Origin of the sequence: Pseudomonas sputi (assembly GCF_021603585.1) — a bacterium.
GTDB classification, from domain to species: domain Bacteria; phylum Pseudomonadota; class Gammaproteobacteria; order Pseudomonadales; family Pseudomonadaceae; genus Aquipseudomonas; species Aquipseudomonas sputi.
In genome coordinates this window covers 52,271-73,144 of the sequence record NZ_BQHI01000006.1, presented here as the reverse complement: position 1 = coordinate 73,144, position 20,874 = coordinate 52,271, and the positions used below count along the sequence as shown (strand labels likewise).

Here is a 20,874-nt window from a genome sequence, read left to right as displayed (position 1 = left end):
TTGTTATGATCCCGGCCCTTCGTCATGGTCTTTTTCGAGTAGCCCCAATGTCCGATCGCAGCGTCCGCCTTCAAGCTCTCAAGCAAGCTCTCAAAGAGCGCATCCTGATACTCGACGGCGGCATGGGCACGATGATCCAGAGCTACAAGCTCGAGGAGCAGGATTATCGCGGCAAACGCTTCGCCGACTGGCCGAGCGACGTCAAGGGCAACAACGACCTGTTGGTGCTGACCCGCCCGGACGTGATCGGCGGCATCGAGAAAGCCTACCTGGATGCCGGTGCCGACATCCTCGAGACCAACACCTTCAACGCCACGCAGATTTCCATGGCCGACTACGGCATGGAAGCACTGGTCTACGAAATCAACGTAGAAGGCGCCCGTCTGGCGCGCAAGGTTGCCGACGCGAAAACCCTCGAGACCCCGGACAAGCCGCGTTTCGTCGCCGGCGTACTGGGCCCGACCAGCCGCACCTGCTCGTTGTCGCCGGACGTCAACAACCCGGGCTATCGCAACGTCACCTTCGATGAACTGGTGGAGAACTACACCGAGGCCTCCAAAGGCCTGATCGAAGGCGGCGCCGACCTGATCCTGATCGAAACCATCTTCGACACCCTCAACGCCAAAGCCGCGATCTTCGCCGTGCAAGGCGTGTTCGAAGAACTGGGCTTCGAGTTGCCGATCATGATTTCCGGCACCATCACCGACGCCTCCGGCCGCACCTTGTCGGGCCAGACCACTGAAGCGTTCTGGAACTCCGTGGCCCACGCCAAACCGATTTCGGTCGGCCTGAACTGCGCACTCGGTGCCCGCGAACTGCGTCCGTACCTGGAAGAGCTGTCGGACAAGGCCAGCACCCACGTTTCGGCACACCCGAATGCCGGCCTGCCGAACGAATTCGGCGAGTACGACGAACTGCCGGTGGACACCGCCAAGGTCATCGAAGAATTCGCCCAGAGCGGTTTCCTCAACATCGTCGGCGGTTGCTGCGGCACCACGCCGGGCCACATCGAAGCCATCGCCAAAGCCGTCGCCGGTTACGCGCCACGGCAGATTCCGGACATTCCCAAGGCTTGCCGCCTGTCGGGTCTGGAGCCATTCACCATTGATCGCAGCTCGCTGTTCGTCAACGTCGGCGAGCGGACCAACATCACCGGTTCCGCGAAATTCGCCCGTCTGATCCGTGAAGACAACTACACCGAAGCCCTGGAAGTCGCCCTGCAGCAGGTCGAAGCCGGCGCCCAGGTGATCGACATCAACATGGACGAAGGGATGCTCGATTCGAAGAAGGCCATGGTGACCTTCCTCAATCTGATTGCCGGCGAGCCGGACATTTCCCGCGTACCGATCATGATCGACTCCTCGAAATGGGACGTGATCGAAGCCGGCCTCAAGTGCATTCAGGGCAAGGGCATCGTCAACTCGATCAGCATGAAAGAAGGCGTCGAGCAGTTCATCCACCACGCCAAACTGTGCAAGCGCTACGGCGCGGCAGTTGTAGTGATGGCGTTCGACGAAGCCGGCCAGGCGGACACTGAAGCGCGCAAGAAAGAAATCTGCAAACGCTCCTACGACATTCTGGTCAACGAAGTCGGCTTCCCGCCGGAAGACATCATCTTCGACCCGAACATCTTCGCCGTGGCCACGGGCATCGAAGAACACAACAACTACGCTGTGGACTTCATCAACGCCTGTGCCTACATCCGTGACGAACTGCCGTATGCCCTGAGCTCCGGCGGCGTGTCCAACGTGTCGTTCTCGTTCCGCGGCAACAACCCGGTGCGTGAGGCGATTCACTCGGTGTTCCTGCTGTACGCGATCCGCGCCGGCCTGACCATGGGCATCGTCAACGCCGGTCAGCTGGAGATCTACGACCAGATCCCGCAGGAACTGCGTGACGCCGTCGAAGACGTGATCCTCAACCGCACCCCGGAAGGCACCGACGCCCTCCTCGCCATCGCCGACAAGTACAAGGGCGACGGCAGCGTCAAGGAAGCCGAGACCGAAGAATGGCGCGGCTGGGACGTCAACAAGCGTCTGGAGCATGCGCTGGTCAAGGGCATCACCACCCACATCGTCGAAGACACCGAAGAATCCCGTCAGTCCTTCGCGCGCCCGATCGAAGTGATCGAAGGCCCGCTGATGTCCGGCATGAACATCGTCGGTGACCTGTTCGGCGCCGGCAAAATGTTCCTGCCGCAAGTGGTGAAATCCGCCCGCGTGATGAAACAGGCCGTGGCCCACCTGATTCCGTTCATCGAACTGGAAAAAGGCGACAAGCCGGAAGCCAAGGGCAAGATCCTGATGGCCACGGTGAAAGGCGACGTGCACGACATCGGCAAAAACATCGTCGGCGTGGTGCTCGGTTGCAACGGCTATGACATCGTCGACCTTGGCGTGATGGTGCCGGCCGAGAAGATCCTGCAGGTGGCCAAGGAACAGAAGTGCGACATCATCGGCCTGTCCGGCCTGATCACCCCGTCGCTGGATGAAATGGTCCACGTGGCCCGCGAGATGCAGCGCCAGGACTTCCACCTGCCGCTGATGATCGGCGGCGCGACCACCTCCAAGGCGCACACGGCGGTGAAGATCGAGCCCAAATACAGCAACGACGCGGTGGTCTACGTGACCGACGCTTCCCGCGCCGTGGGCGTGGCGACGCAGTTGCTGTCCAAGGAACTGAAGGCCGGGTTCGTCCAGAAGACCCGCGAAGAGTACATCGACGTCCGCGAGCGCACCGCCAACCGCAGCGCCCGCACCGAACGCCTGAGCTACGCCGCCGCGATCGCCAAGAAGCCGCAGTTCGACTGGGCCTCTTACACCCCGGTCAAACCAACCTTCACCGGCACCCGCGTGCTGGACAATATCGACCTCAACGTCCTGGCCGAATACATCGACTGGACGCCGTTCTTCATCTCCTGGGACCTGGCCGGCAAGTTCCCGCGCATCCTCGAAGACGAAGTGGTCGGTGAGGCAGCGACCTCGCTGTACAAGGACGCCCGCGAGATGCTGGCCAAACTGATCGACGAGAAGCTGATCAGCGCTCGTGCGGTGTTCGGCTTCTGGCCGGCCAATCAGGTGCACGACGACGATATCGAGTTGTACGGCGATGACGGCAAGCCAATGGCCCGCCTGCATCACCTGCGTCAGCAGATCATCAAGACCGACGGCAAGCCGAACTTCTCGCTCGCCGACTTCGTCGCGCCGAAGGACAGCGAAGTGACCGATTACGTTGGTGGTTTCATCACCACCGCCGGGATCGGCGCCGAAGAAGTGGCCAAGGCTTATCAGGACGCGGGCGACGACTACAACTCGATCATGGTCAAAGCACTGGCCGACCGTCTGGCCGAGGCCTGCGCCGAGTGGCTGCACCAGCAGGTGCGTAAAGAGCACTGGGGTTACGCCAAGGATGAAGCCCTCGACAACGAAGCGCTGATCAAAGAGCAATACTCCGGCATCCGCCCGGCCCCGGGCTACCCGGCGTGCCCGGATCACACCGAGAAGGCCACGCTGTTCGCCCTGCTCGACCCTGAAGCCCGGGAAATGCGTGCCGGCCGCAGTGGCGTGTTCCTCACCGAGCACTACGCGATGTTCCCGGCGGCAGCGGTCAGCGGCTGGTACTTCGCCCATCCGCAGGCGCAGTACTTCGCCGTGGGCAAGGTCGACAAGGATCAGGTGCAGAGCTACACCTCGCGCAAAGGCCAGGAACTGAGCCTGACCGAACGCTGGCTGGCGCCGAACCTGGGTTACGACAACTAAGCAAAAGCACGAGCTAAAGATCGCAGCCTGCCCCGCAGCCTGCGATCTTTTTTTATGGGTTGACTATGCTTGTCTGACACACACGGCAGACGAGGGATTTATGGACGATCCAGTCGACAACAAGCCACCGACCTTCTGGCAGATGCTGCACAGCGTCATGGCGGCGGCGTTCGGGGTGCAGAGCGGCAAGAACCGGGCAAGGGACTTCACCCACGGCAAGCCCAGCCACTTCATCTTTCTGGGCATCGCGTTCACGGCGGTGTTCGCCCTGACGCTGTTCGGCATCGTGCAACTGGTGGTGCACCTGGCGGGCGTCTGACGGCGTCAGTGCATCAGGGTCTGCAGATTGAACGGGTAGCGGTACGAGACCGGACGCCCCTTCGCCGAGAACTTGCGAAAGTGCACGCCGTAGTTCGGCGAAGCGCCCATGGCAAGGATTCGGCGGGCATGGTCCCTGTCGATCAGTTGCAACAACGGAATCTGCCGGTCACGACCGCCATACTGATCCAGATCGACGCCTTGCGCGTGATCATGCAGCTCGACAAGCGCCCAGCCGCCCAGAGTGAAATGGCCGCCGAGCAACGCGCTCAGGCGCCCGTCGACTACCGCCTGCAAAGCTTCAGGCGAGGTGTTGACCGCGCTGAACAGCACGTCCTTGCCCGGCACCTTCCCGACTTCCGAAACGGCGCGCATCGCACCGAAGGCCATTTCATCGTTGGCCGCCCACACCAACGAAACGTTGGGATAGCGGGCCAGCAATTGCCTGGCCTGCTCGTAGGCCCGTTGCTGCGTCCAGCCACCGTAGACCAGTTGTCGCAAACGCACCTGAGGGTGCTCGGCCAGCGCTCGCAGCATGCCCTTTTCGCGCAACTGCGCCGAAGGCGTGATTTTCAGACCGGAGAAGGCCAGCAGATCAATGCTTTCACCGGGCGCCACGGCTGGATGCAAACGAATCAATTCCTTCATCATCAGATAGCCGCCCTCTTCATCGTTGGGCACCAGGCTGCCGATGCGATCGGCGCGATCTGCCATCAGCGCCTCTTGGTTGGGCGTGAGTGCCGAGTTGACGATAAAGAGCTTCACGCCGCTGCCATTGGCCATGCGCAGGATCTGCGGCGCCACGTACTGCTCGTTGACGAACACCAGATAATCCGGGCGATCTGGCCCCTGCAGGGCCAGTCGCGCCTGCGCCAGGGTCAGTTCGGGCTGGCGCTGGGCGTAGAGGATGCGCAGGTCCACGCCCAGATCCCGGGCGGCGGCCTGCATGAACTGCGAGTAGCTGAGCCAGAACGTTTCCTGGGTCGAGCCCGGGTTCAGGAACAGCACCGACTCCGCACGCGCGCAGGTACCGAAAACCGCGCCGCACAGGAGCAGGCTGAGTTGGAAAAACTTGAACATGAATCATCCGGGCCCAAGGAAAAATGGCCGCGCATTATAGCCACTGATCACCTGGCCATTGGCGCTTGATCCCGCCTTTTGTCCGACAATCGTCGCAAGCGGGGCCCGGAAGAGTCGTTTTACTGATGGCTGACCCAGAACACCGCCGTTCCAACGACCAGAATGATCAGGAACAGAATCGCCCAGGCATCGACGCTGCTATCGCTTTTCCTTGCTTTGGTTGGGTTGCTCATTGCATCGCCTCTTGTCGGTTTTATCGGTGATTGCAGAAAGACTCGACCACAGTTAAGACGATGATTGTCCGCACGACAAATGTGGGTTAGCTGACAGTCATTCTCGTTAGGCGATTTGGTTCTTTACATATACTCAAACATCACTTTTGCGCATAACTGCAAACGGGTATATTGCCCCGGCTCCACTAGGGAGTGCGCGGCCGTGCGCGCGTAATTGCCGAGGCACCATCGGACTCCAGCAAGCGAAAACGCAGCGTTTTCCGAGTAGCCCAAAGCCTGAGAACAGGACTTATATGTACGTATACGACGAGTACGATCAGCGGATCATCGAGGACCGCGTCAAGCAGTTCCGTGATCAGACCCGACGCTATCTGGCAGGTGAGCTGAGCGAAGAAGAATTCCGCCCCCTGCGCCTGCAAAATGGCCTGTACATCCAGCGTTTCGCGCCGATGTTGCGAGTGGCGGTGCCTTACGGCCAACTGACCTCGCGTCAGGTGCGCATGATGGCCAAGATCGCCCGCGACTATGACAAGGGCTACGCCCACATCAGTACCCGCCAGAACGTGCAGTTCAACTGGCCGGCGGTCGAAGACATCCCGGACATCCTCGCCGAACTGGCCACCGTGCAGATGCACGCGATCCAGACCAGCGGCAACTGCCTGCGCAACGTCACCACCGACCAGTTCGCCGGTGTTGCGTTCGATGAGCTGATCGACCCGCGTCCGTGGTGCGAAATCGTTCGTCAGTGGACAACCTTCCACCCGGAATTCGCCTACCTGCCGCGCAAATTCAAGATCGCTGTCAACGGCTCGACCTCCGACCGTGCGGCCATCGAAGTCCACGACATCGGCCTTGAGCCGGTGCACAACGCCGCTGGCGAACTCGGCTTCCGCGTGCTGGTCGGCGGCGGTCTGGGACGTACCCCGGTGGTTGGCGCCTTCATCAACGAATTCCTGCCATGGCAGGACCTGCTGAGCTACCTCGACGCGATTCTGCGGGTCTACAACCGCTACGGTCGTCGTGACAACAAATACAAGGCGCGGATCAAGATCCTCGTCAAGGCGCTGACTCCCGAAGTCTTTGCCCAGAAAGTCGATGCCGAAATGGAACACCTGCGCGGCGGCCAGACCACCCTGACCGAAGCCGAAGTCCATCGCGTCGCCAAGCACTTCGTCGACCCGGACTACAAGGCGCTGGAAAACCAGACCGCCGAACTGGCCGCCCTCGACAAAGAGCATCCGGGCTTCGCCCGCTGGCGCACCCGCAACACCCTGGCGCACAAGATACCGGGCTACGTGGCCGTGACCCTGTCCCTGAAGCCGACCGGCGTTGCACCGGGCGACATCACCGACAAGCAGCTCGACGCCGTCGCCGACCTGGCCGACCGCTACAGCTTCGGTCAATTGCGCACCTCCCACGAGCAGAACATCATTCTGGCCGACGTCGAGCAGAGCCAGTTGTTCACCCTGTGGGGCGAGTTGCGCGAGCAAGGTTTTGCGACGCCGAACATCGGCCTGCTGACCGACATCATCTGCTGCCCTGGCGGTGATTTCTGCTCCCTGGCCAACGCCAAGTCGATCCCGATCGCCGAATCGATCCAGCGCCGTTTCGACGACCTGGACTACCTGTTCGACATCGGTGAACTGGACCTGAACATCTCCGGTTGCATGAACGCCTGCGGTCACCACCACGTCGGCCACATCGGCATTCTGGGTGTGGACAAGAAAGGTGAAGAGTTCTACCAGGTCTCCCTCGGCGGCAGCGCCAGCCGTGACGCCAGCCTGGGCAAGATCCTCGGCCCTTCTTTCGCCCAGGAAGACATGCCGGATGTGATCTCCAAGCTGATCGACGTGTACGTGGAACAACGCACCGAAGACGAGCGTTTCATCGACACCTACCAGCGTATTGGCATCGACCTCTTCAAGGAACGCGTCTATGCAGCGAATCATTAAGAACAACGAGGTTGTCGACGAAACCTGGCACCTGCTGCCCAAGGATTTCAATATCGACGAAATCAGCAACTGCGACGATCTGATCGTCCCCCTGCAGCTGTGGCGTGAACACGCCCGCATGCTCAAGGCCCGCGACGGCGGTCTGGGTGTATGGCTGGATGCCGACGAAGAAGCCGAGGAAATCGGTGACGACGTCAATGAGTTCCAGGTGATTGCCCTGAACTTCCCGGCGTTCACCGACGGCCGCAATTACTCCAACGCCCGCCTGCTGCGTGACCGTTACGGTTTCAAAGGCGAATTACGGGCAATTGGCGACGTGTTGCGTGACCAGTTGTTCTATATGCGTCGTTGCGGTTTCGATGCCTTTGCCTTGCGCGCGGACAAAGACCCGTACGCTGCGCTGGAAAGCCTCAAGGACTTCTCGGTGACCTATCAGGCCGCCACTGACGAACCGCTGCCGCTGTTCCGTCGCCGCTGACCGCCTGCCCCGGCCCCTTGTCGAAGGGGCCGGCGCTCCTTGTTCAGACCGACTTCATTCCCAATCTGTTAGGCCCTGACGTAACCGGCAAGGGCAGCCCCGGATGGCGTGCCAGTGCCGCATCGGTCAGTTGCTTGCGTAACTCCAGGCTTTCATTTCTGAAGTTGTCGTGGATTGTCGTCATTTGCTGTGCGGCGGCTTCGCGAGACAGACTGACCTGCGACTCCAACAGGGCAAAAGCCCGTGCACTGCGATCCAGAATCTCGGCGAACGCATCCCGACGACTCGTCAACAAATACTCGGCCCAGAATTCCTGCCGACTGATCGAGTCGGACAATCGCGAGGAGTTTTCGGCCTTGACCACCTCCAGATACGCCTTGTCGATCTGCTCGTCGGTGACCTCGGCATCCAGCCGCACATTCAGCTCGGTGGGTTGCGCAGGCAGTTGCAGACGTCCTGCCAGTCGTACCCGGTAAATCAGACTGATATCCTGCGCCTGGATCAGGCTCAACGACTCTGTCCGGGCGCGACGCGCGTTTTCCCGCACGACCTGGCTTTCCAGTTCCTGCAATCGAAACAATCCGCGCAACAGACGAACAAGATCGCCCTCAAGCGTCGCACTACCGGTACGCGCGACCGCCGCGGCCCTGTAACACAGCACCCTGACCTCCAGGTCGCTGAACAGCAAGGACACATTGGCGGCACTCGCGCGCCCTTCTCTGGCCATGCGAAAGAGCACGCGACGCAGCCGATCGTCTTCACAGGCGGCCTCCAGCACATCCCAGACCCGCTGGCCAAGCTGAGCGCGGACACGGAAATAGTCAGCCGTCCCCCGCAATTGCATGAGCATGTCGAAAAATGCCCGTGAGCCTGGATTGGCCGACAGCGACAACAAGACTTCGGTTGCCCGACTTATCTGCACGGAAGACAGACCTCTGATCCAGCCACCACCTTGCACATCAGGCTCCGGCCGCTGCGCGGCGAGGTATTCGGGAGTGATGACCCCCAGGCTGATACCTTGCGCTCGCTGATAATCGGCAATGGCCTGCAGGCTGTTCGCGGACAACGGATTGCCATCAATGTGGGTGCCACGATTGAGCACTGCACGCGACTTGAACACGGACGCCGGAACTTCCACGATTTTGTTGTTGCGCAGATCCAGGGTTTCCAGGTGAGTCAGCCCATCGATACCCGCCGGCCACTGAGTGATGCCCGTGTCGTGCAGGTCCAGATGGCGCAAGTTGCGCATCGCACTGACCACGGGTACCTGACCCAACGCCTTGTTCAGGCTCAGGTCCAGTGAACGCAAATGCGCTTTGCTGCCAAGCGCCTGTGCAGATTGTTCGTTCAAGAGAATCTGGTTGTTGCTCAGATCAAGCCCCGTGAGACCCGGCATGTCCGCAACCGCCTGGGGAATGCGCGTCAGCTCGTTGCCAGACAGATCCAGCACTCGCAAACGGGTAAAGTTGCGCAGGAAGGCATTTAACCCGGCGCTGGCACCTACGCCATTCATGCGCAATGCCGTCACATGCGCGAAGTCACCAATGATCACGGGAAGGTCACCCAGTGGCGCCGCATCGAAGGTCAGGCTGTAAAGCCCCTCAGCGGAATGTCCCGGCGTACGGGTTTCCTTGCGCCACGCTCGCAGAATGGCCTGTGCCGCCCGGTTTTTACTGCGGGACGACACCTTGAGCCTCACGCCTTCGCGATCGTGGTACCAGGTATCGCGCTGAATCCAGCGTTCCAGCGTCCCCAGGATTGTCCGGTATTCCTCTCGCATGACCTCAAGGGTTCTGATGGCCAATACATCGTCAACGTTCAGTGTCGAAACAAATCGATCAATCTGCATTGAGGGCGAGGGGTAGAGTTCGAGAGCGCGTCGAATCAGCACTGGCGATTTGTTTGGCACCAAACCTTGAACGGGCATGGCGTACGCGACGTGTTGCTCGGCCTGTCGATCCGCCAGCCCCATCGGCGATCGATAGTCGTCGCGCAAAGCCTCGACACCCAGCACTTTTGCGAATGCCTCGCGTCGTTGCAGTGCCAACGCGGTGATTTTTGCTCTCAAGCCCGTTCCGTCCGGATCCGCATCAACGCCGAGGGCTTTGCGCGCGTGTTCAGGAAGGCTTTGCCACAAGGTCTGGAAGAAATTCGCCCGCGTACGTTCAGGTTGGCTGGAAACGACATGACTACTTGAATCCAGACCCTGATAGCGTTCGGCATACGCTTCGAGCAATACCTGATGCTCGGCGCCATCGGGACCTGCAATGGCTCGCTGATCGGCATACACAGCCCAATCAAGTATCTCGATCAACACATCGCCGGGCCAGCCAGGCAAACGCGTCAACGTATCGAGCACCAGCATATCCGCATCACGGCCGCTCGCCGCGTCCAGGTACAAGCCCTCGTATGCCCGGTTCAGGCGCTGGATCTGCCGATAGCGCCGCGCCTCTTCCGCCAGACGCAGCGGAACGGTATCGGCATCAAGCTGCTCCCATTCATGCGCGTCGGCATGATAGGCCAACTCGTCAGCGACACTGGCCGACAGCCCGGGGAATGCCTTGATGATAGGCTCCCCCCTGGATAACTCGCAGACATCGGTGCGCCGAAACAACCGGTCCATCATCGCCATGCGCATGCGCGGCGCCAGGGCGGCAATATGTTTGCCAAGCAGCGCGCTTTGATTCTTCGGTTCCACGGTGGTCGAGCCCAGCAAGTGTGAACGTTCACCGTCGTTCAGTGCTGCCAGCAGCGGTGGGTAAAACTGCCCGTTGCTCAGCAGGTCTTCATTGATTTTCACCTCGCGGGCACCCTTGGTTCCGCCATAGCGCATCACTTCGTTAGCGGTGATGTCCGTCACGACAATCGCCATGTCCCGCGGCCAGCGCGCTGTCTCCGTCAGCAAGTACAACTGCAGATCCGCATCGGCCTGCGGCGCAGTGGCAGGAGCAGCCATCTGCTTCATGAACGCCGTGACTTCGGCATCCGCGCGAAAACGTCTGACCGTATCCGTCAGGGCCGCCATTGGCTTGCCGCGTTCGACAAATAGCTGGCGCATGGCGGTCTCGTCGATATTGCTGGCCGCGATGATCTGCAGGGCGCGAGCATCCGGAATCTTCGCTTCCTGAAATCCCAGACGACGGAACAGCGTCAACGCACTCCATTCGTGAGGCAGTTCCGAATCGTGCCGCCAGGCACCCGCTCCATTGGTCTCAAGCACGGGGGAATAACGTTTGGGTAAAACGGGATTGTGTACCTCCCATAGACGTGTGCCACTCACCGGACGTACCGCGTAAGCGTCAGGGCCCAGGGACACATAGCCTTCGTTTCCACGCCAGACCAGACCTTGCGCGTCGGTAGACAGACTGCTCGGCAGAGACTTGTGCTGACGATAAGCGCTCATGTCCGGATTCCATAGCCGATACGACCGCGCATCGACCCGTACACGGCGCAGGCCCTTAATGAAATTCGACGAGCGTACCACTCGATAAGCCTTGCCTGCGGCAACCCCGCCGGCAGCAAAACCCGCCATGAGAATCAGATTTTCGAGAGTATCGAACAGACAGTCAGCGGCATGCTCCTGGTCGCCATGGGCCCAACTGTCGATACCTTCGTAGATCTCGCCAAGCAACTGCAGACCGGCGACGGCACACATGACTTGCCCCAAAAGCGGTACGAAGGAAATAACGAACAGCGCCGTATTCAGCCCAATGGCCTTATACGTATCCAGCCGCGCCAGCCGGGTTTTTTCGTCTTCGTCATCCGTGGGCACCACCAGAAGACGAGTGTCAGCCCTGACCTGCGCCGCACGGTGTTGAAAAATCGCCAGAAACAGGTCCTGTTTTGCATCGCCTTCAAGATCGATGCCTGTCAGATGCAGATAAGTTGCAGATACGGGGAGTTGACCCGATCGGGCTTTCAACAGCCGTAAATCCAGCCCGGTGAGGAACAGCGAACGATCCTTCATCGAAATGAAGCGCAAGAAAAAATTGCGAAATTCGGGATTGCGCAAGCGCCCGCTCAACTCGAATTCGAAATTCTGAAACGACACGTATTCTTTCAATGGGTGAACAGGATCGCCAGGGATATAGATTACGCAACGATAATCGTCGTCCGCATGCTCGCTGACCGGGCCGATGAACATGGGACCTCTGAGTGTCACGCCGAGCATCTCGAGATTTTGATATCCGAGTGCGTTGTTACCAAGCTTGATCAGCGATGCCTTGTCTCGCACCGACTCGAGCATCTGGAAGACTTCGAGACTGATGTGGCCGCGCAGCCGGGCGATATGCCGATCCACATCAAACTGATCTTTTGAATACGCTACAGAGGTTTCCTGCAAACTTGCGACTTGATCGTCGCCACCAAAAAGCGCTTCAACATGTTTTTGATATTGTTTACCAAGGTCAAGATAGCGACACAACCTGGCAAACTCGTGAGGTTGCATCGTTAATACCTGATTGGCGCGCCCCGTCACCCGTTTCGGAATGTATAAAAGAGACCTCTCGTGATAATTACTGGCCAGGGTTTCAGACAGTTCGAAGTTTTCGCAAGCTGCCGTCAGCAGGTCCCGATCAATCGGCAACACCAGTTTCCTGTGCAGCCCCAGCAAGCTTGATGTAGAACGCACATGCTGAAAAATGGCCCCTTCAACTTCAAAGGGCTCGCCCAGTTTCTCAGCCATCGCACTGGCCAGCAGTGGCGTGCAGAAGCTGTGCGGGGATTTCAACGTGCGCAGTTGCTCCAGCGCGAAATGACGCGACCTGAAACTGTTTTTCAGACTTTCATAGAGTTCATTCCGGGCAGGCTCTGAAGCTTTAAGCAACCAGGAAGGCATCTGTTTTTTATACAACCCAAAGAAGACACCCTGTTGAGCCGGTGTCATGACGGGCAAACTTGACTTGGTTCTTTCAACATCCATGTTTAACAACTTTTTCCTGAAGTGGACAATCAGAATAAAGTCGAAATGTCGTTCAATACAGTACGATTAGTTGATGGTTTCCCCACCCAAAAAATCAAAATTATCAAAGTTTAATACATCTATATACCGCACTGTCCGCGGATGAAAAATGCAGCACGCTCGCGGGATGAAAACCCCACGAGCGTGCGCAATGCCTACCAGAAGCGTTGCTGGGTCAAGCGGCTCCACCAGTTCAGCAAAACACGATCCACCGAACCGCTGGCCGCCATGCCGATGCGTTCCTGCAGACTTTTGCGCTCGGCGTAATGCAGATGATAAACCTCGGACTGTTTGGCGCGCTCGGCCAGGTATTCGTCACTGGTCTTGAGTTCATCGACCAGTTGCTTGTCCAGTGCTGCGATGCCCAGCCAGACCTCACCGGTGGCGACCTCGTCGATTGCCAACTGTGGGCGATAACGGGCGACGAAGTTCTTGAACAGCTGGTGGGTGATGTCCAGGTCTTCCTGGAATTTCTCCCGGCCTTTCTCGGTGTTTTCACCGAAGACGGTCAGCGTGCGTTTGTACTCGCCAGCGGTCAGCACTTCAAAATCGATGTCATGCTTTTTCAGCAGGCGGTTGACGTTGGGCAACTGCGCCACCACACCAATCGAACCGAGGATGGCGAACGGCGCACTGATGATCTTCTCGCCGATGCAGGCCATCATGTAGCCGCCGCTGGCCGCGACCTTGTCGATGCACACTGTCAACGGCACACCGGCTTCACGAACGCGTGCCAGTTGCGACGAAGCCAGACCGTAGCTGTGTACCATGCCGCCGCCGCTTTCCAGACGCAGGACCACTTCGTCTTTCGGTGTGGCCAGGGTCAGCAGCGCGGTGATTTCGTGGCGCAGGCTTTCGGTGGCCGAGGCCTTGATGTCGCCGTCGAAGTCCAGCACAAACACACGTGGTTTCGCGTCGGGTTTCTTCTTCTGTTTCTTCTCGGATTTGGCCTGGCCCTTGCGCAAGGCCTTGAGCTGATCCTTGTCGAGCAGGGTCTGCTCCAGGCGTTCACGCAGGCCTTTATAGAAATCGTTGAGCTTGCTGACCTGCAACTGGCCCGCGGATTTGCGCCGGCCCTTGCTGCGCAACGCAGCAAAACTGGCCAGCACCACCAGAATGGCGATGACCAGCGTTACGGTCTTGGCCAGAAAACTGGCGTATTCAGTCAAAAACTCCACAGTCACTCCTTCAAACGATGCGTGGTCGTGAACACACGCGGGAATTGGCTCCAGCATACCCATGCACCAGTCCGTCGGCCAGCCGTGAAACCTCTGGCAACAAGGCTGGAACGGGCATTTCAAACAAGCGTATGTTTTTTCATTGACAGCTCACCGTCATCCCCATAACCTCGCCACAACCTTCAACGTACCGGGATGACGCGGACGTGGGCAGCATCTACTTGATTCGACATGGCCAGGCCTCCTTCGGTGCAGACGACTATGACGTCCTGTCGCCGACCGGTGTACGCCAGGCAGAAATCCTCGGCCGCCACCTCGCCGAACTCGGAATCAGCTTCGACCGCTGCCTGTCGGGCGACTTGCGTCGCCAGCAACATACGGCCAACAGCGCGCTGGAACAGTTCGCTGCGGTCGGCCTGCCGGTTCCCGCTCTGGAGATCGATTCGGCCTTCAACGAGTTCGATGCCGACGCCGTGATCCGCGCCCTGCTCCCGGCCATGTTGCCGGAAGAGCCCGAAGCCCTGGACATCCTGCGCAACGCTGCGCAAAACCGTGGCGAGTTCCAGCGCATCTTCGCCTTGATCATCGAACGCTGGCTGGCCGGCACTTACGACACACCTGGCCTGGAAAGCTGGCTGGGTTTCGTCGAGCGGGTCCAGGCCGGGCTGCACCGAATCCTCGAACAAGCCGACAACACCCAGAAAATCGCGGTGTTCACCTCCGGTGGCACGATCACCGCCCTGCTCCACCTCATCACTCAAATGCCTGCCCGGCAGGCCTTTGAACTGAACTGGCAAATCGTCAACACCTCGCTCAACCAGCTGAAGTTCCGCGGTCGCGAGGTGGCGCTGGCTTCCTTCAACAGTCATGCACACCTGCAGCTGCTGAAGGCCCCGGAACTCATCACGTTTCGCTGAGTCCGGATTACTGTGACCCTGCTGTAATCAACCAAAAAGGATCGAACCATGACCTCCGTAGCTGATGCCGTAAAAGCAATGCAAGCCAAGTTCAACCCAGCCGCCGCTGCCGGTCTGGATCTGGTCTTCGGTTTCAACATCACTGACGAAGACAAGCAATACGCCCTGATCGTCAAAGACGGCACCTGCGACATCCAGGAAGGTGAAAACCCGGATGCCAACTGCACGCTGGTGCTGGACAGCGAAACCCTCAAAGGTATCGTCAGCGGCGAAACCGACGGCATGCAGGCTTTCATGGGCGGCAAGCTGCGCGTTGAAGGCGACATGATGCTGTCGATGAAACTGTCCGAGCTGTTCCCTGCGTAAGACCGCGGCTCCGATATTGCGGAGCCTGTCTGAAAAAAATCCCGTACTTGTAACGGGATTTTTTTTTAAGATTTGAAAAGATCGGGTCGCTCAGTGCCCAAGCCGCTCAACCTCGCCTGCACCGTACGATCCAGCGCCGAGGTTGGCTCATCGAGCAGAATCAGATCCGGCTTCAGAACCAACGCCGTTACCCGCCGGAAAACCCGTGGGAATAACAATGGCGCGTCGCCGGGTCGAGCCCGACTTCCTTCGATACATCAATCAGCGCCTGCTCGCGCTTGCGCACTCAAGTCACTGTGCACCTGCAAACCCTCGGTAATGATCTGCTGCACGCACAAGCGCGGGGTGAGGCTGCCGAACGGGTCCTGAAACACCCCTGTGCCGCCCTTGAAGTTGACGTCGACGCCATGATCAGGGATGCGACTGGGCTGTAGCGCCGGATACATTTGAAGTAATAAAAAATCAGTATCAGCGATACATTCGAGAATAAGGCACCTCGTCGCCACGGCAACATTGGCTGACACAACGTTGATCTCGATCAGTGGCGCCGGCCACGTCAGTCTCTAACCTTGCGCCTCCATCGATAGCCACGGAAGGCTCACGGGAGCCTGCGGCTGACCTTTCAAGGACGAGCAATCATGCGATCACTCAACATCATTCTTTTGTCGTCGGCGTTCAACGGCCTGACCCAGCGCGCGTGGCTGGAACTGCGTCAGGCCGGGCACTCGCCCAGCGTGGTGCTGTTCACCGACGAATCCGCCGTGTGCGAACAGATCGAAAACAGCGGCGCTGACCTGGTGATCTGCCCGTTCCTCAAGGACCGCGTTCCCCATGCACTGTGGAGCAACCCGCAACGTCCGGTGGTGATCATCCATCCGGGCATCGTCGGTGATCGCGGTGCCAGCGCACTGGACTGGGCCATCATGCGCGAGCTGCCGTCCTGGGGCGTGACGGCCCTGCAAGCAGTGGAAGAAATGGACGCCGGCCCGGTCTGGGCCACCTGCGAATTCAACCTGCCGACAGGCTTGCGCAAATCCGAGCTGTACAACGGCCGGGTCAGTGATGCGGCGATCCGTTGTATCCGTGAAGTGGTGGAGAAATTCATCGACGGCTTCGTGCCGGTAGCGCTGGATTACAACGATCCGAAAGTGCGCGGGCGTTTGCAGCCAAACATGAAACAGGACGACCGCACCTTCAGCTGGCACGACTGCTCGCGCTTCATCAAGCGCTGCATCGATGCGGCGGACGGTCAGCCCGGCGTACTGGCCAGCCTCGCCGGCGGGCAGTATTACCTGTACGACGCACACCTCGATCAGCGCACCGGCATGCCCGGCGAAATTCTCGCGGTGCACGACGACGCGGTGTTGGTGGCGACCGGTGATCACAGCCTGTGGATCGGCTCGCTGCGACGCAAACCGCAACCGGGCGAGGAAACCTTCAAGCGTCCGGCGCGGCATGTGCTGGCGGGGCAACTGGCGCACGTGCCGGTGCTGGACTGGTCGATTGCCAACGCGCCGTTCAGCGACGAACCGTATCAACCGATCCGTTATCGTGAATCCGGACAGGTCGGCGAACTGACACTGGAGTTCTACAACGGCGCCATGAGCACCGAGCAATGCCGGCGCATGGTCGAGGCGCTGCGCTGGGCCAAATCCCGCGACACTCAGGTGTTGTTGATCAAGGGTGGACGCGGCAGTTTTTCCAATGGCGTGCATCTGAACGTGATTCAGGCCGCCGGAGATCCGGGCGCCGAAGCCTGGGCCAATATCCAGGCCATCGATGACGTATGTGAAGAATTGCTCAGCGCACGGCAACTGGTGGTCAGCGGGGTCACCGGCAATGCCGGCGCCGGCGGTGTGATGCTGGCGCTGGCCGCCGATATCGTGCTTGCCCGCGCCGACATCGTGCTCAACCCGCACTACAAAAGCATGGGCCTGTACGGCTCGGAATACTGGACCTACAGCTTGCCCCGTGCCGTCGGCCCGGCCATGGCCGAACAACTGACCCAGGCCTGTCTGCCGGTCAGCGCTGCGCAGGCGCTGCAACTGGGCATGGTCCAGGAAATCGGCCCGCGCTGCCCGGACGAGTTCTCGCTATGGCTGCTGCAACGGGCCAACAGCGTGCTGAGCGATCCGACTTATGCGCCGGTGCGCGAACGCAAGCTGCGGGTCGATCATGTGCTGATCCGCCAATGCCGTGAGGCCGAGCTGCAAGAGATGCAGGAAGACATGCTGTACAACCGCAATCAGTTCGCCGAGAAGTGCCGCAACTTCGTGTACAAGCGCAAGACCTGCTGCACGCCGGCGCGGTTGGTGGAGGATTGGGCTCGGGTGCGTGAAGTCGCAGTGGCTGATTGAACAATGACGCGGTCCCGAGGCTACCCTTACAATGCGGGCACCTCAGACACCGGCCCGCCCATGGACATCGACCTCGCCCGCACCTTTCTGGAAATCGTCCGCCACGGCAGTCTCGCCGCGGCGGCCGAGAAACTGTTCGTCACGCAAACGGCGATTACCGCCCGGGTCCAGAAACTCGAAAGCCAGTTGGGCAGCACGCTGTTCGTGCGCAACCGGGCCGGTGCGCGGCTGACCGCCAACGGTGAGGCCTTTGTGGTCTACGCCAATCAGCTGGTGCAGACCTGGGAAGCGGCGAGGCGCGATCTGCCCTTGCCCGAGGGCTATCACAACGTGCTGCACATCGGCGGCGAGGTCAGCCTGTGCAACCCGCTGATGCTCAGTTGGGCTGCCGAACTGCGCGAGAAAATCCCCGGTCACGCCCTGCGCATGGACATCCGCGACGGCGAAAACCTGCTGCGCCAGCTCGAACTGGGGGTGCTCGATGCAGCACTGGTCTATCAGCCGGAATACTGGCCGGGGCTGCAGGTCGAGCAGGTGCTGGAGGAGAAACTGATCCTGGTGACCACGCCCGGCCGCCCTTCACCCTACGTCTACATCGACTGGGGCCCGGATTTCCGCCGCCAGCACGACGCCGCGCTGCCGGAAAAGGCCAAGGCTGCCCTGAGTTTCAACCTCGGCCCGCTGGCCCTGCAATACATCCTGGAGAACGGCGGCAGCGGTTATTTCCGTACCCGGGTCGTGCGCACCTATCTGGAAAGCGGCGCGCTCGAGCCGGTGACCAAAGCCCCGGAATTCGGCTACCCGACCTACCTCGTCTACTCCCGCGACCGCGATTCGGCAATCCTGCAACAGGCGTTCGATCTGCTGCGCGAGGTGATCCGGGCCGATGACGACTGGTCGCAGCGCTGGAACCCGTTGAGCTGACGCCCGCCATACACCGGAGCATGGCACTTGTGACCTGAAGGTTGCCGCTGCACAAACGGCGGGATCGGCTACGCTGCCGGGATAACAACAATATCTGCAGGTGAGCGCAGTGAGGCAGACCACCGAGGCTTTTCGCAGCCGCTACCGGGCGGCGATCCATCCCCGCTACAACCCGTGGCTGCACGGCGCATTCGTGCTGCTGTTCGGCGTGCTGGCCATCGGCGCGTTCTGGAGCAGCGTGCATCAGGTGCAACCGCTGGAATGGCTGACCGTGCCGCTGACCTTGCTGTTCTTCAATTTCGGCGTGTACATGGTGCACCGCCACCTCGGCCACCACAAAAAGAGCTTCGCGCGGATGTTCTACGCCCGGCATGCCGGCGATCATCACAGCTTTTTCACCCCCGGCCACATGACCTACGACGGCGCCCGCGACTGGCGGGTGATCCTGTTTCCGGCCTGGCTGATCGTGCTGCACACGCTGGCGATCACCCTGCCCTTGTGGTGGCTGTTCGCGCAGGTCAACAGCAACGTCGCCGGGCTGTTCGGTGGCTGCATGGTGTTCGGCTACCTGACTTATGAAGTGTTTCACGCCTGCGAGCATCTGCCGCCGCAGAACCCGCTGACCCGCCTGCCCTGGATCCGCCAGATGCGCCGTCTGCACGAATTGCATCACCGTCGCGAGCGCATGCAGGAGCGTAATTTCAATATCGTTTTTCCGCTGATGGACTACCTGTTCGGCACCCTCTACTGGGAGCCGGAAACCGCCCATGTGACCGACTCGAGAACCCCCATGACCCGTATGCAGCACACAGTCGACATTGCCGGTGATCCGATCGCCGTCCTCGCCTACGCCGCCACCGTCAGTCGCTGGCCGGAGTGGCATCCGTCTTCGCTGAAGATCGACGGCCCGAGCGGGGCGTTGCATGCCGGTGCGCGATTCGACGAGGACATCCACGCCGGTGGGCGCGAGGGGCATTTGCGCTGGGAGGTCACCGAGTACCTGCCCGGCCGGCGCTGGTGCGCCCGGGCCCAGGGCGATCAGGGTCTGTCGTTGCAGCTGACCTATGAATGTTCAACCCACAACGCGGCCACGCGGTTCGTGCGCACCCTCGATTATCGGTTCGAGGGCATCGGCCTGCGCATCGCCAACCACTTGCTGCTCAAACGTCGCATCGAGCGCGAATCGGCAACGTCGATGCTGGCCCTGCGCGACATGGCCACCCGGCACTTGGCACTCGCGGGAGCCCACGTGTGAGATGGCGTTATCTGGTGTTGCTGCCGGTTGTCGGGCTTCTGGCCTTTTTGCTGGTGATGCCGACCAAGGTCGAGCCCGTGGCCTGGACGCCGCAACCGGCGCCCTCGCTGACCGAAGGCCAGTACGCTGACAACCAGCGACTCAAGGGCGCGGCGCAGGTCGGGCCGAGCGATATCGAAGGCCCGGAAGCACTGCTGCTGGAAAACGACTTTCTGATCACCGGCCTGCACGACGGACGTCTGCTGCGCACCAGCCTCGACGGCCAGCAGCGCACGGTGCTGGCCGATACCGGCGGCCGGCCGCTGGGGCTGGCGCGACATCCCAACGGTTTGCTGGTGATCGCCGACGCGGTCAAGGGCTTGTTGTCTCTCGACGCACAGGGGCGACTGGTGGCGCTGACCACCGAAGCCAATGGCCTGCCGTTCGGGTTTACCGATGACGTAGCCATCGACAAGTCCGGGCATTACGCCTACTTCAGCGATGCCTCCAGTCGCTGGGGTTACGGCCACGATGGCGAAGCGATCATCGAGCATGGCGGCGACGGACGCCTGCTGCGTTACGACTTCCAGACCGGAAAAACCAGCGTATTGCTGGACAAGCTGGAGTTCGCCAACGGCGTGACCCTTGGCCCTGAGGACGCCTATGTGCTGGTCAACGAAACCGGCGCCTACCGCATCAGCCGCTATTGGCTGACCGGGCCCAAGGCCGGCACTCACGATCTGTTCATCGACAACCTGCCGGGGCTGCCGGACAACCTGGCGTTCAATGGTCGGGATCGCTTCTGGGTAGCGTTGTACACGCCACGCAATCCGCTGCTCGACCGCACCGCTGGACACCCGTTCGTACGCAAAATGATCGTGCGGGCGATGACCGTGCTGCCCAAACCGGTAGAGAAACGCGGGTTCGTGCTGGGGCTGGATCTGGACGGCAAGGTGATTGCCAATCTGCAGGATGCCAGCGCCGGCAATTACTCGCCGATCACCACGGTGCGCGAGTATGGCGACTGGTTGTATTTCGGCTCGCTGAAGGCGACGCACATGGCACGGATGCCGTTGGAGGCCGCCCTGAAGTAAGACCTTGGAGTTTGAATTGAGTCGA

13 protein-coding genes and 1 pseudogene are annotated in these 20,874 nt (G+C 60.3%); 10 read left to right on the top strand and 4 right to left on the bottom strand.

Annotation, left to right across the window (positions count from 1 at the left end; all coding sequences use genetic code 11):
* The first annotated feature begins 47 nt into the window (after nt 1-47).
* Together metH and L6D81_RS10705 are read left to right on the top strand one after the other, a co-directional pair.
* A complete protein-coding gene (gene metH, locus L6D81_RS10710) occupies nt 48-3,758 on the top strand; it encodes a methionine synthase (protein WP_236179024.1) in 3,711 nt (1,236 codons plus the stop codon).
* Nucleotides 3,759-3,858: 100 nt separating this feature from the next.
* Nucleotides 3,859-4,077, top strand: coding sequence for a DUF2970 domain-containing protein (locus tag L6D81_RS10705; RefSeq protein WP_007959515.1), 219 nt, complete (start codon nt 3,859-3,861; stop codon nt 4,075-4,077).
* Nucleotides 4,078-4,082: 5 nt separating this feature from the next.
* Here the strand turns inward: L6D81_RS10705 and L6D81_RS10700 are convergent, their stop codons facing one another.
* On the bottom strand, nt 4,083-5,156 hold the full coding sequence (locus L6D81_RS10700) for an ABC transporter substrate-binding protein (protein ID WP_236179023.1): 1,074 nt from the start codon (nt 5,154-5,156) through the stop codon (nt 4,083-4,085).
* 526 nt (nt 5,157-5,682) lie between these two features.
* Here L6D81_RS10700 and L6D81_RS10695 point away from each other — a divergent pair.
* Both L6D81_RS10695 and L6D81_RS10690 read left to right on the top strand, forming a co-directional pair.
* On the top strand, nt 5,683-7,341 hold the full coding sequence (locus L6D81_RS10695; protein ID WP_236179022.1) for a nitrite/sulfite reductase: 1,659 nt from the start codon (nt 5,683-5,685) through the stop codon (nt 7,339-7,341).
* Nucleotides 7,325-7,819, top strand: a complete 495-nt coding sequence (locus L6D81_RS10690) for a DUF934 domain-containing protein (RefSeq protein WP_236179021.1) — start codon at nt 7,325-7,327, stop codon at nt 7,817-7,819. The genes L6D81_RS10695 and L6D81_RS10690 overlap by 17 nt, the downstream gene beginning before the upstream one ends.
* 43 nt (nt 7,820-7,862) lie before the next feature.
* Here L6D81_RS10690 and L6D81_RS10685 read toward each other — a convergent pair whose 3' ends face one another.
* On the bottom strand, nt 7,863-12,740 hold the full coding sequence (locus tag L6D81_RS10685) for a dermonecrotic toxin domain-containing protein (protein WP_236179020.1): 4,878 nt from the start codon (nt 12,738-12,740) through the stop codon (nt 7,863-7,865).
* A 194-nt stretch (nt 12,741-12,934) separates the two neighbouring features.
* Entirely contained in the window at nt 12,935-13,957 is a 1,023-nt protein-coding gene (gene sohB, locus L6D81_RS10680; protein WP_236179019.1) for a protease SohB, read from the bottom strand.
* 206 nt (nt 13,958-14,163) lie between these two features.
* On the opposite strand from sohB, the gene L6D81_RS10675 reads away from it, so the two are divergent.
* Entirely contained in the window at nt 14,164-14,874 is a 711-nt protein-coding gene (locus L6D81_RS10675) for a histidine phosphatase family protein (RefSeq protein WP_236179018.1), read from the top strand.
* A gap of 48 nt (nt 14,875-14,922) precedes the next feature.
* Nucleotides 14,923-15,240: an SCP2 sterol-binding domain-containing protein gene (locus L6D81_RS10670; protein ID WP_007959502.1), complete on the top strand. Its 318-nt coding sequence runs from the start codon at nt 14,923-14,925 to the stop codon at nt 15,238-15,240.
* Between the two features lie 98 nt (nt 15,241-15,338).
* On the opposite strand, the pseudogene L6D81_RS10665 reads toward L6D81_RS10670, so the two are convergent.
* Nucleotides 15,339-15,614 (bottom strand): annotated as a pseudogene (locus L6D81_RS10665) (microcin ABC transporter ATP-binding protein); the annotation flags it as partial.
* 264 nt (nt 15,615-15,878) lie between these two features.
* Here L6D81_RS10665 and L6D81_RS10660 point away from each other — a divergent pair.
* The 4 genes from L6D81_RS10660 (at nt 15,879) to L6D81_RS10645 (ending at nt 20,849) form a co-directional block, all read left to right on the top strand.
* The gene (locus tag L6D81_RS10660) at nt 15,879-17,597 is read left to right on the top strand and encodes a hydrogenase maturation protein (RefSeq protein WP_236179017.1); all 1,719 of its coding nucleotides are present in this window, start codon (nt 15,879-15,881) and stop codon (nt 17,595-17,597) included.
* Nucleotides 17,598-17,657: 60 nt separating this feature from the next.
* On the top strand, nt 17,658-18,521 hold the full coding sequence (locus tag L6D81_RS10655) for a LysR family transcriptional regulator (RefSeq protein ID WP_236179016.1): 864 nt from the start codon (nt 17,658-17,660) through the stop codon (nt 18,519-18,521).
* Nucleotides 18,522-18,630: 109 nt separating this feature from the next.
* Nucleotides 18,631-19,776 (top strand): sterol desaturase family protein, encoded by a 1,146-nt coding sequence (locus tag L6D81_RS10650; RefSeq protein ID WP_236179015.1) that lies wholly within the window; start codon nt 18,631-18,633, stop codon nt 19,774-19,776.
* Nucleotides 19,777-19,832: 56 nt separating this feature from the next.
* Nucleotides 19,833-20,849: an SMP-30/gluconolactonase/LRE family protein gene (locus tag L6D81_RS10645; RefSeq protein ID WP_236179654.1), complete on the top strand. Its 1,017-nt coding sequence runs from the start codon at nt 19,833-19,835 to the stop codon at nt 20,847-20,849.
* Nucleotides 20,850-20,874: the final 25 nt, after the last annotated feature.

Bases quoted from the DNA above. Each gene is read 5' to 3' on its own strand.
- metH (WP_236179024.1), top strand. From the start codon at position 48: ATGTCCGATCGCAGCGTCCGCCTTCAAGCTCTCAAGCAAGCTCTCAAA.
- L6D81_RS10705 (WP_007959515.1), top strand. From the start codon at position 3,859: ATGGACGATCCAGTCGACAACAAGCCACCGACCTTCTGGCAGATGCTG.
- L6D81_RS10700 (WP_236179023.1), bottom strand. From the start codon at position 5,156: ATGTTCAAGTTTTTCCAACTCAGCCTGCTCCTGTGCGGCGCGGTTTTC.
- L6D81_RS10655 (WP_236179016.1), top strand. From the start codon at position 17,658: ATGGACATCGACCTCGCCCGCACCTTTCTGGAAATCGTCCGCCACGGC.
- L6D81_RS10695 (WP_236179022.1), top strand. From the start codon at position 5,683: ATGTACGTATACGACGAGTACGATCAGCGGATCATCGAGGACCGCGTC.
- L6D81_RS10690 (WP_236179021.1), top strand. From the start codon at position 7,325: ATGCAGCGAATCATTAAGAACAACGAGGTTGTCGACGAAACCTGGCAC.
- L6D81_RS10645 (WP_236179654.1), top strand. From the start codon at position 19,833: ATGCCGACCAAGGTCGAGCCCGTGGCCTGGACGCCGCAACCGGCGCCC.
- L6D81_RS10660 (WP_236179017.1), top strand. From the start codon at position 15,879: ATGCGATCACTCAACATCATTCTTTTGTCGTCGGCGTTCAACGGCCTG.
- L6D81_RS10670 (WP_007959502.1), top strand. From the start codon at position 14,923: ATGACCTCCGTAGCTGATGCCGTAAAAGCAATGCAAGCCAAGTTCAAC.
- L6D81_RS10685 (WP_236179020.1), bottom strand. From the start codon at position 12,740: ATGGATGTTGAAAGAACCAAGTCAAGTTTGCCCGTCATGACACCGGCT.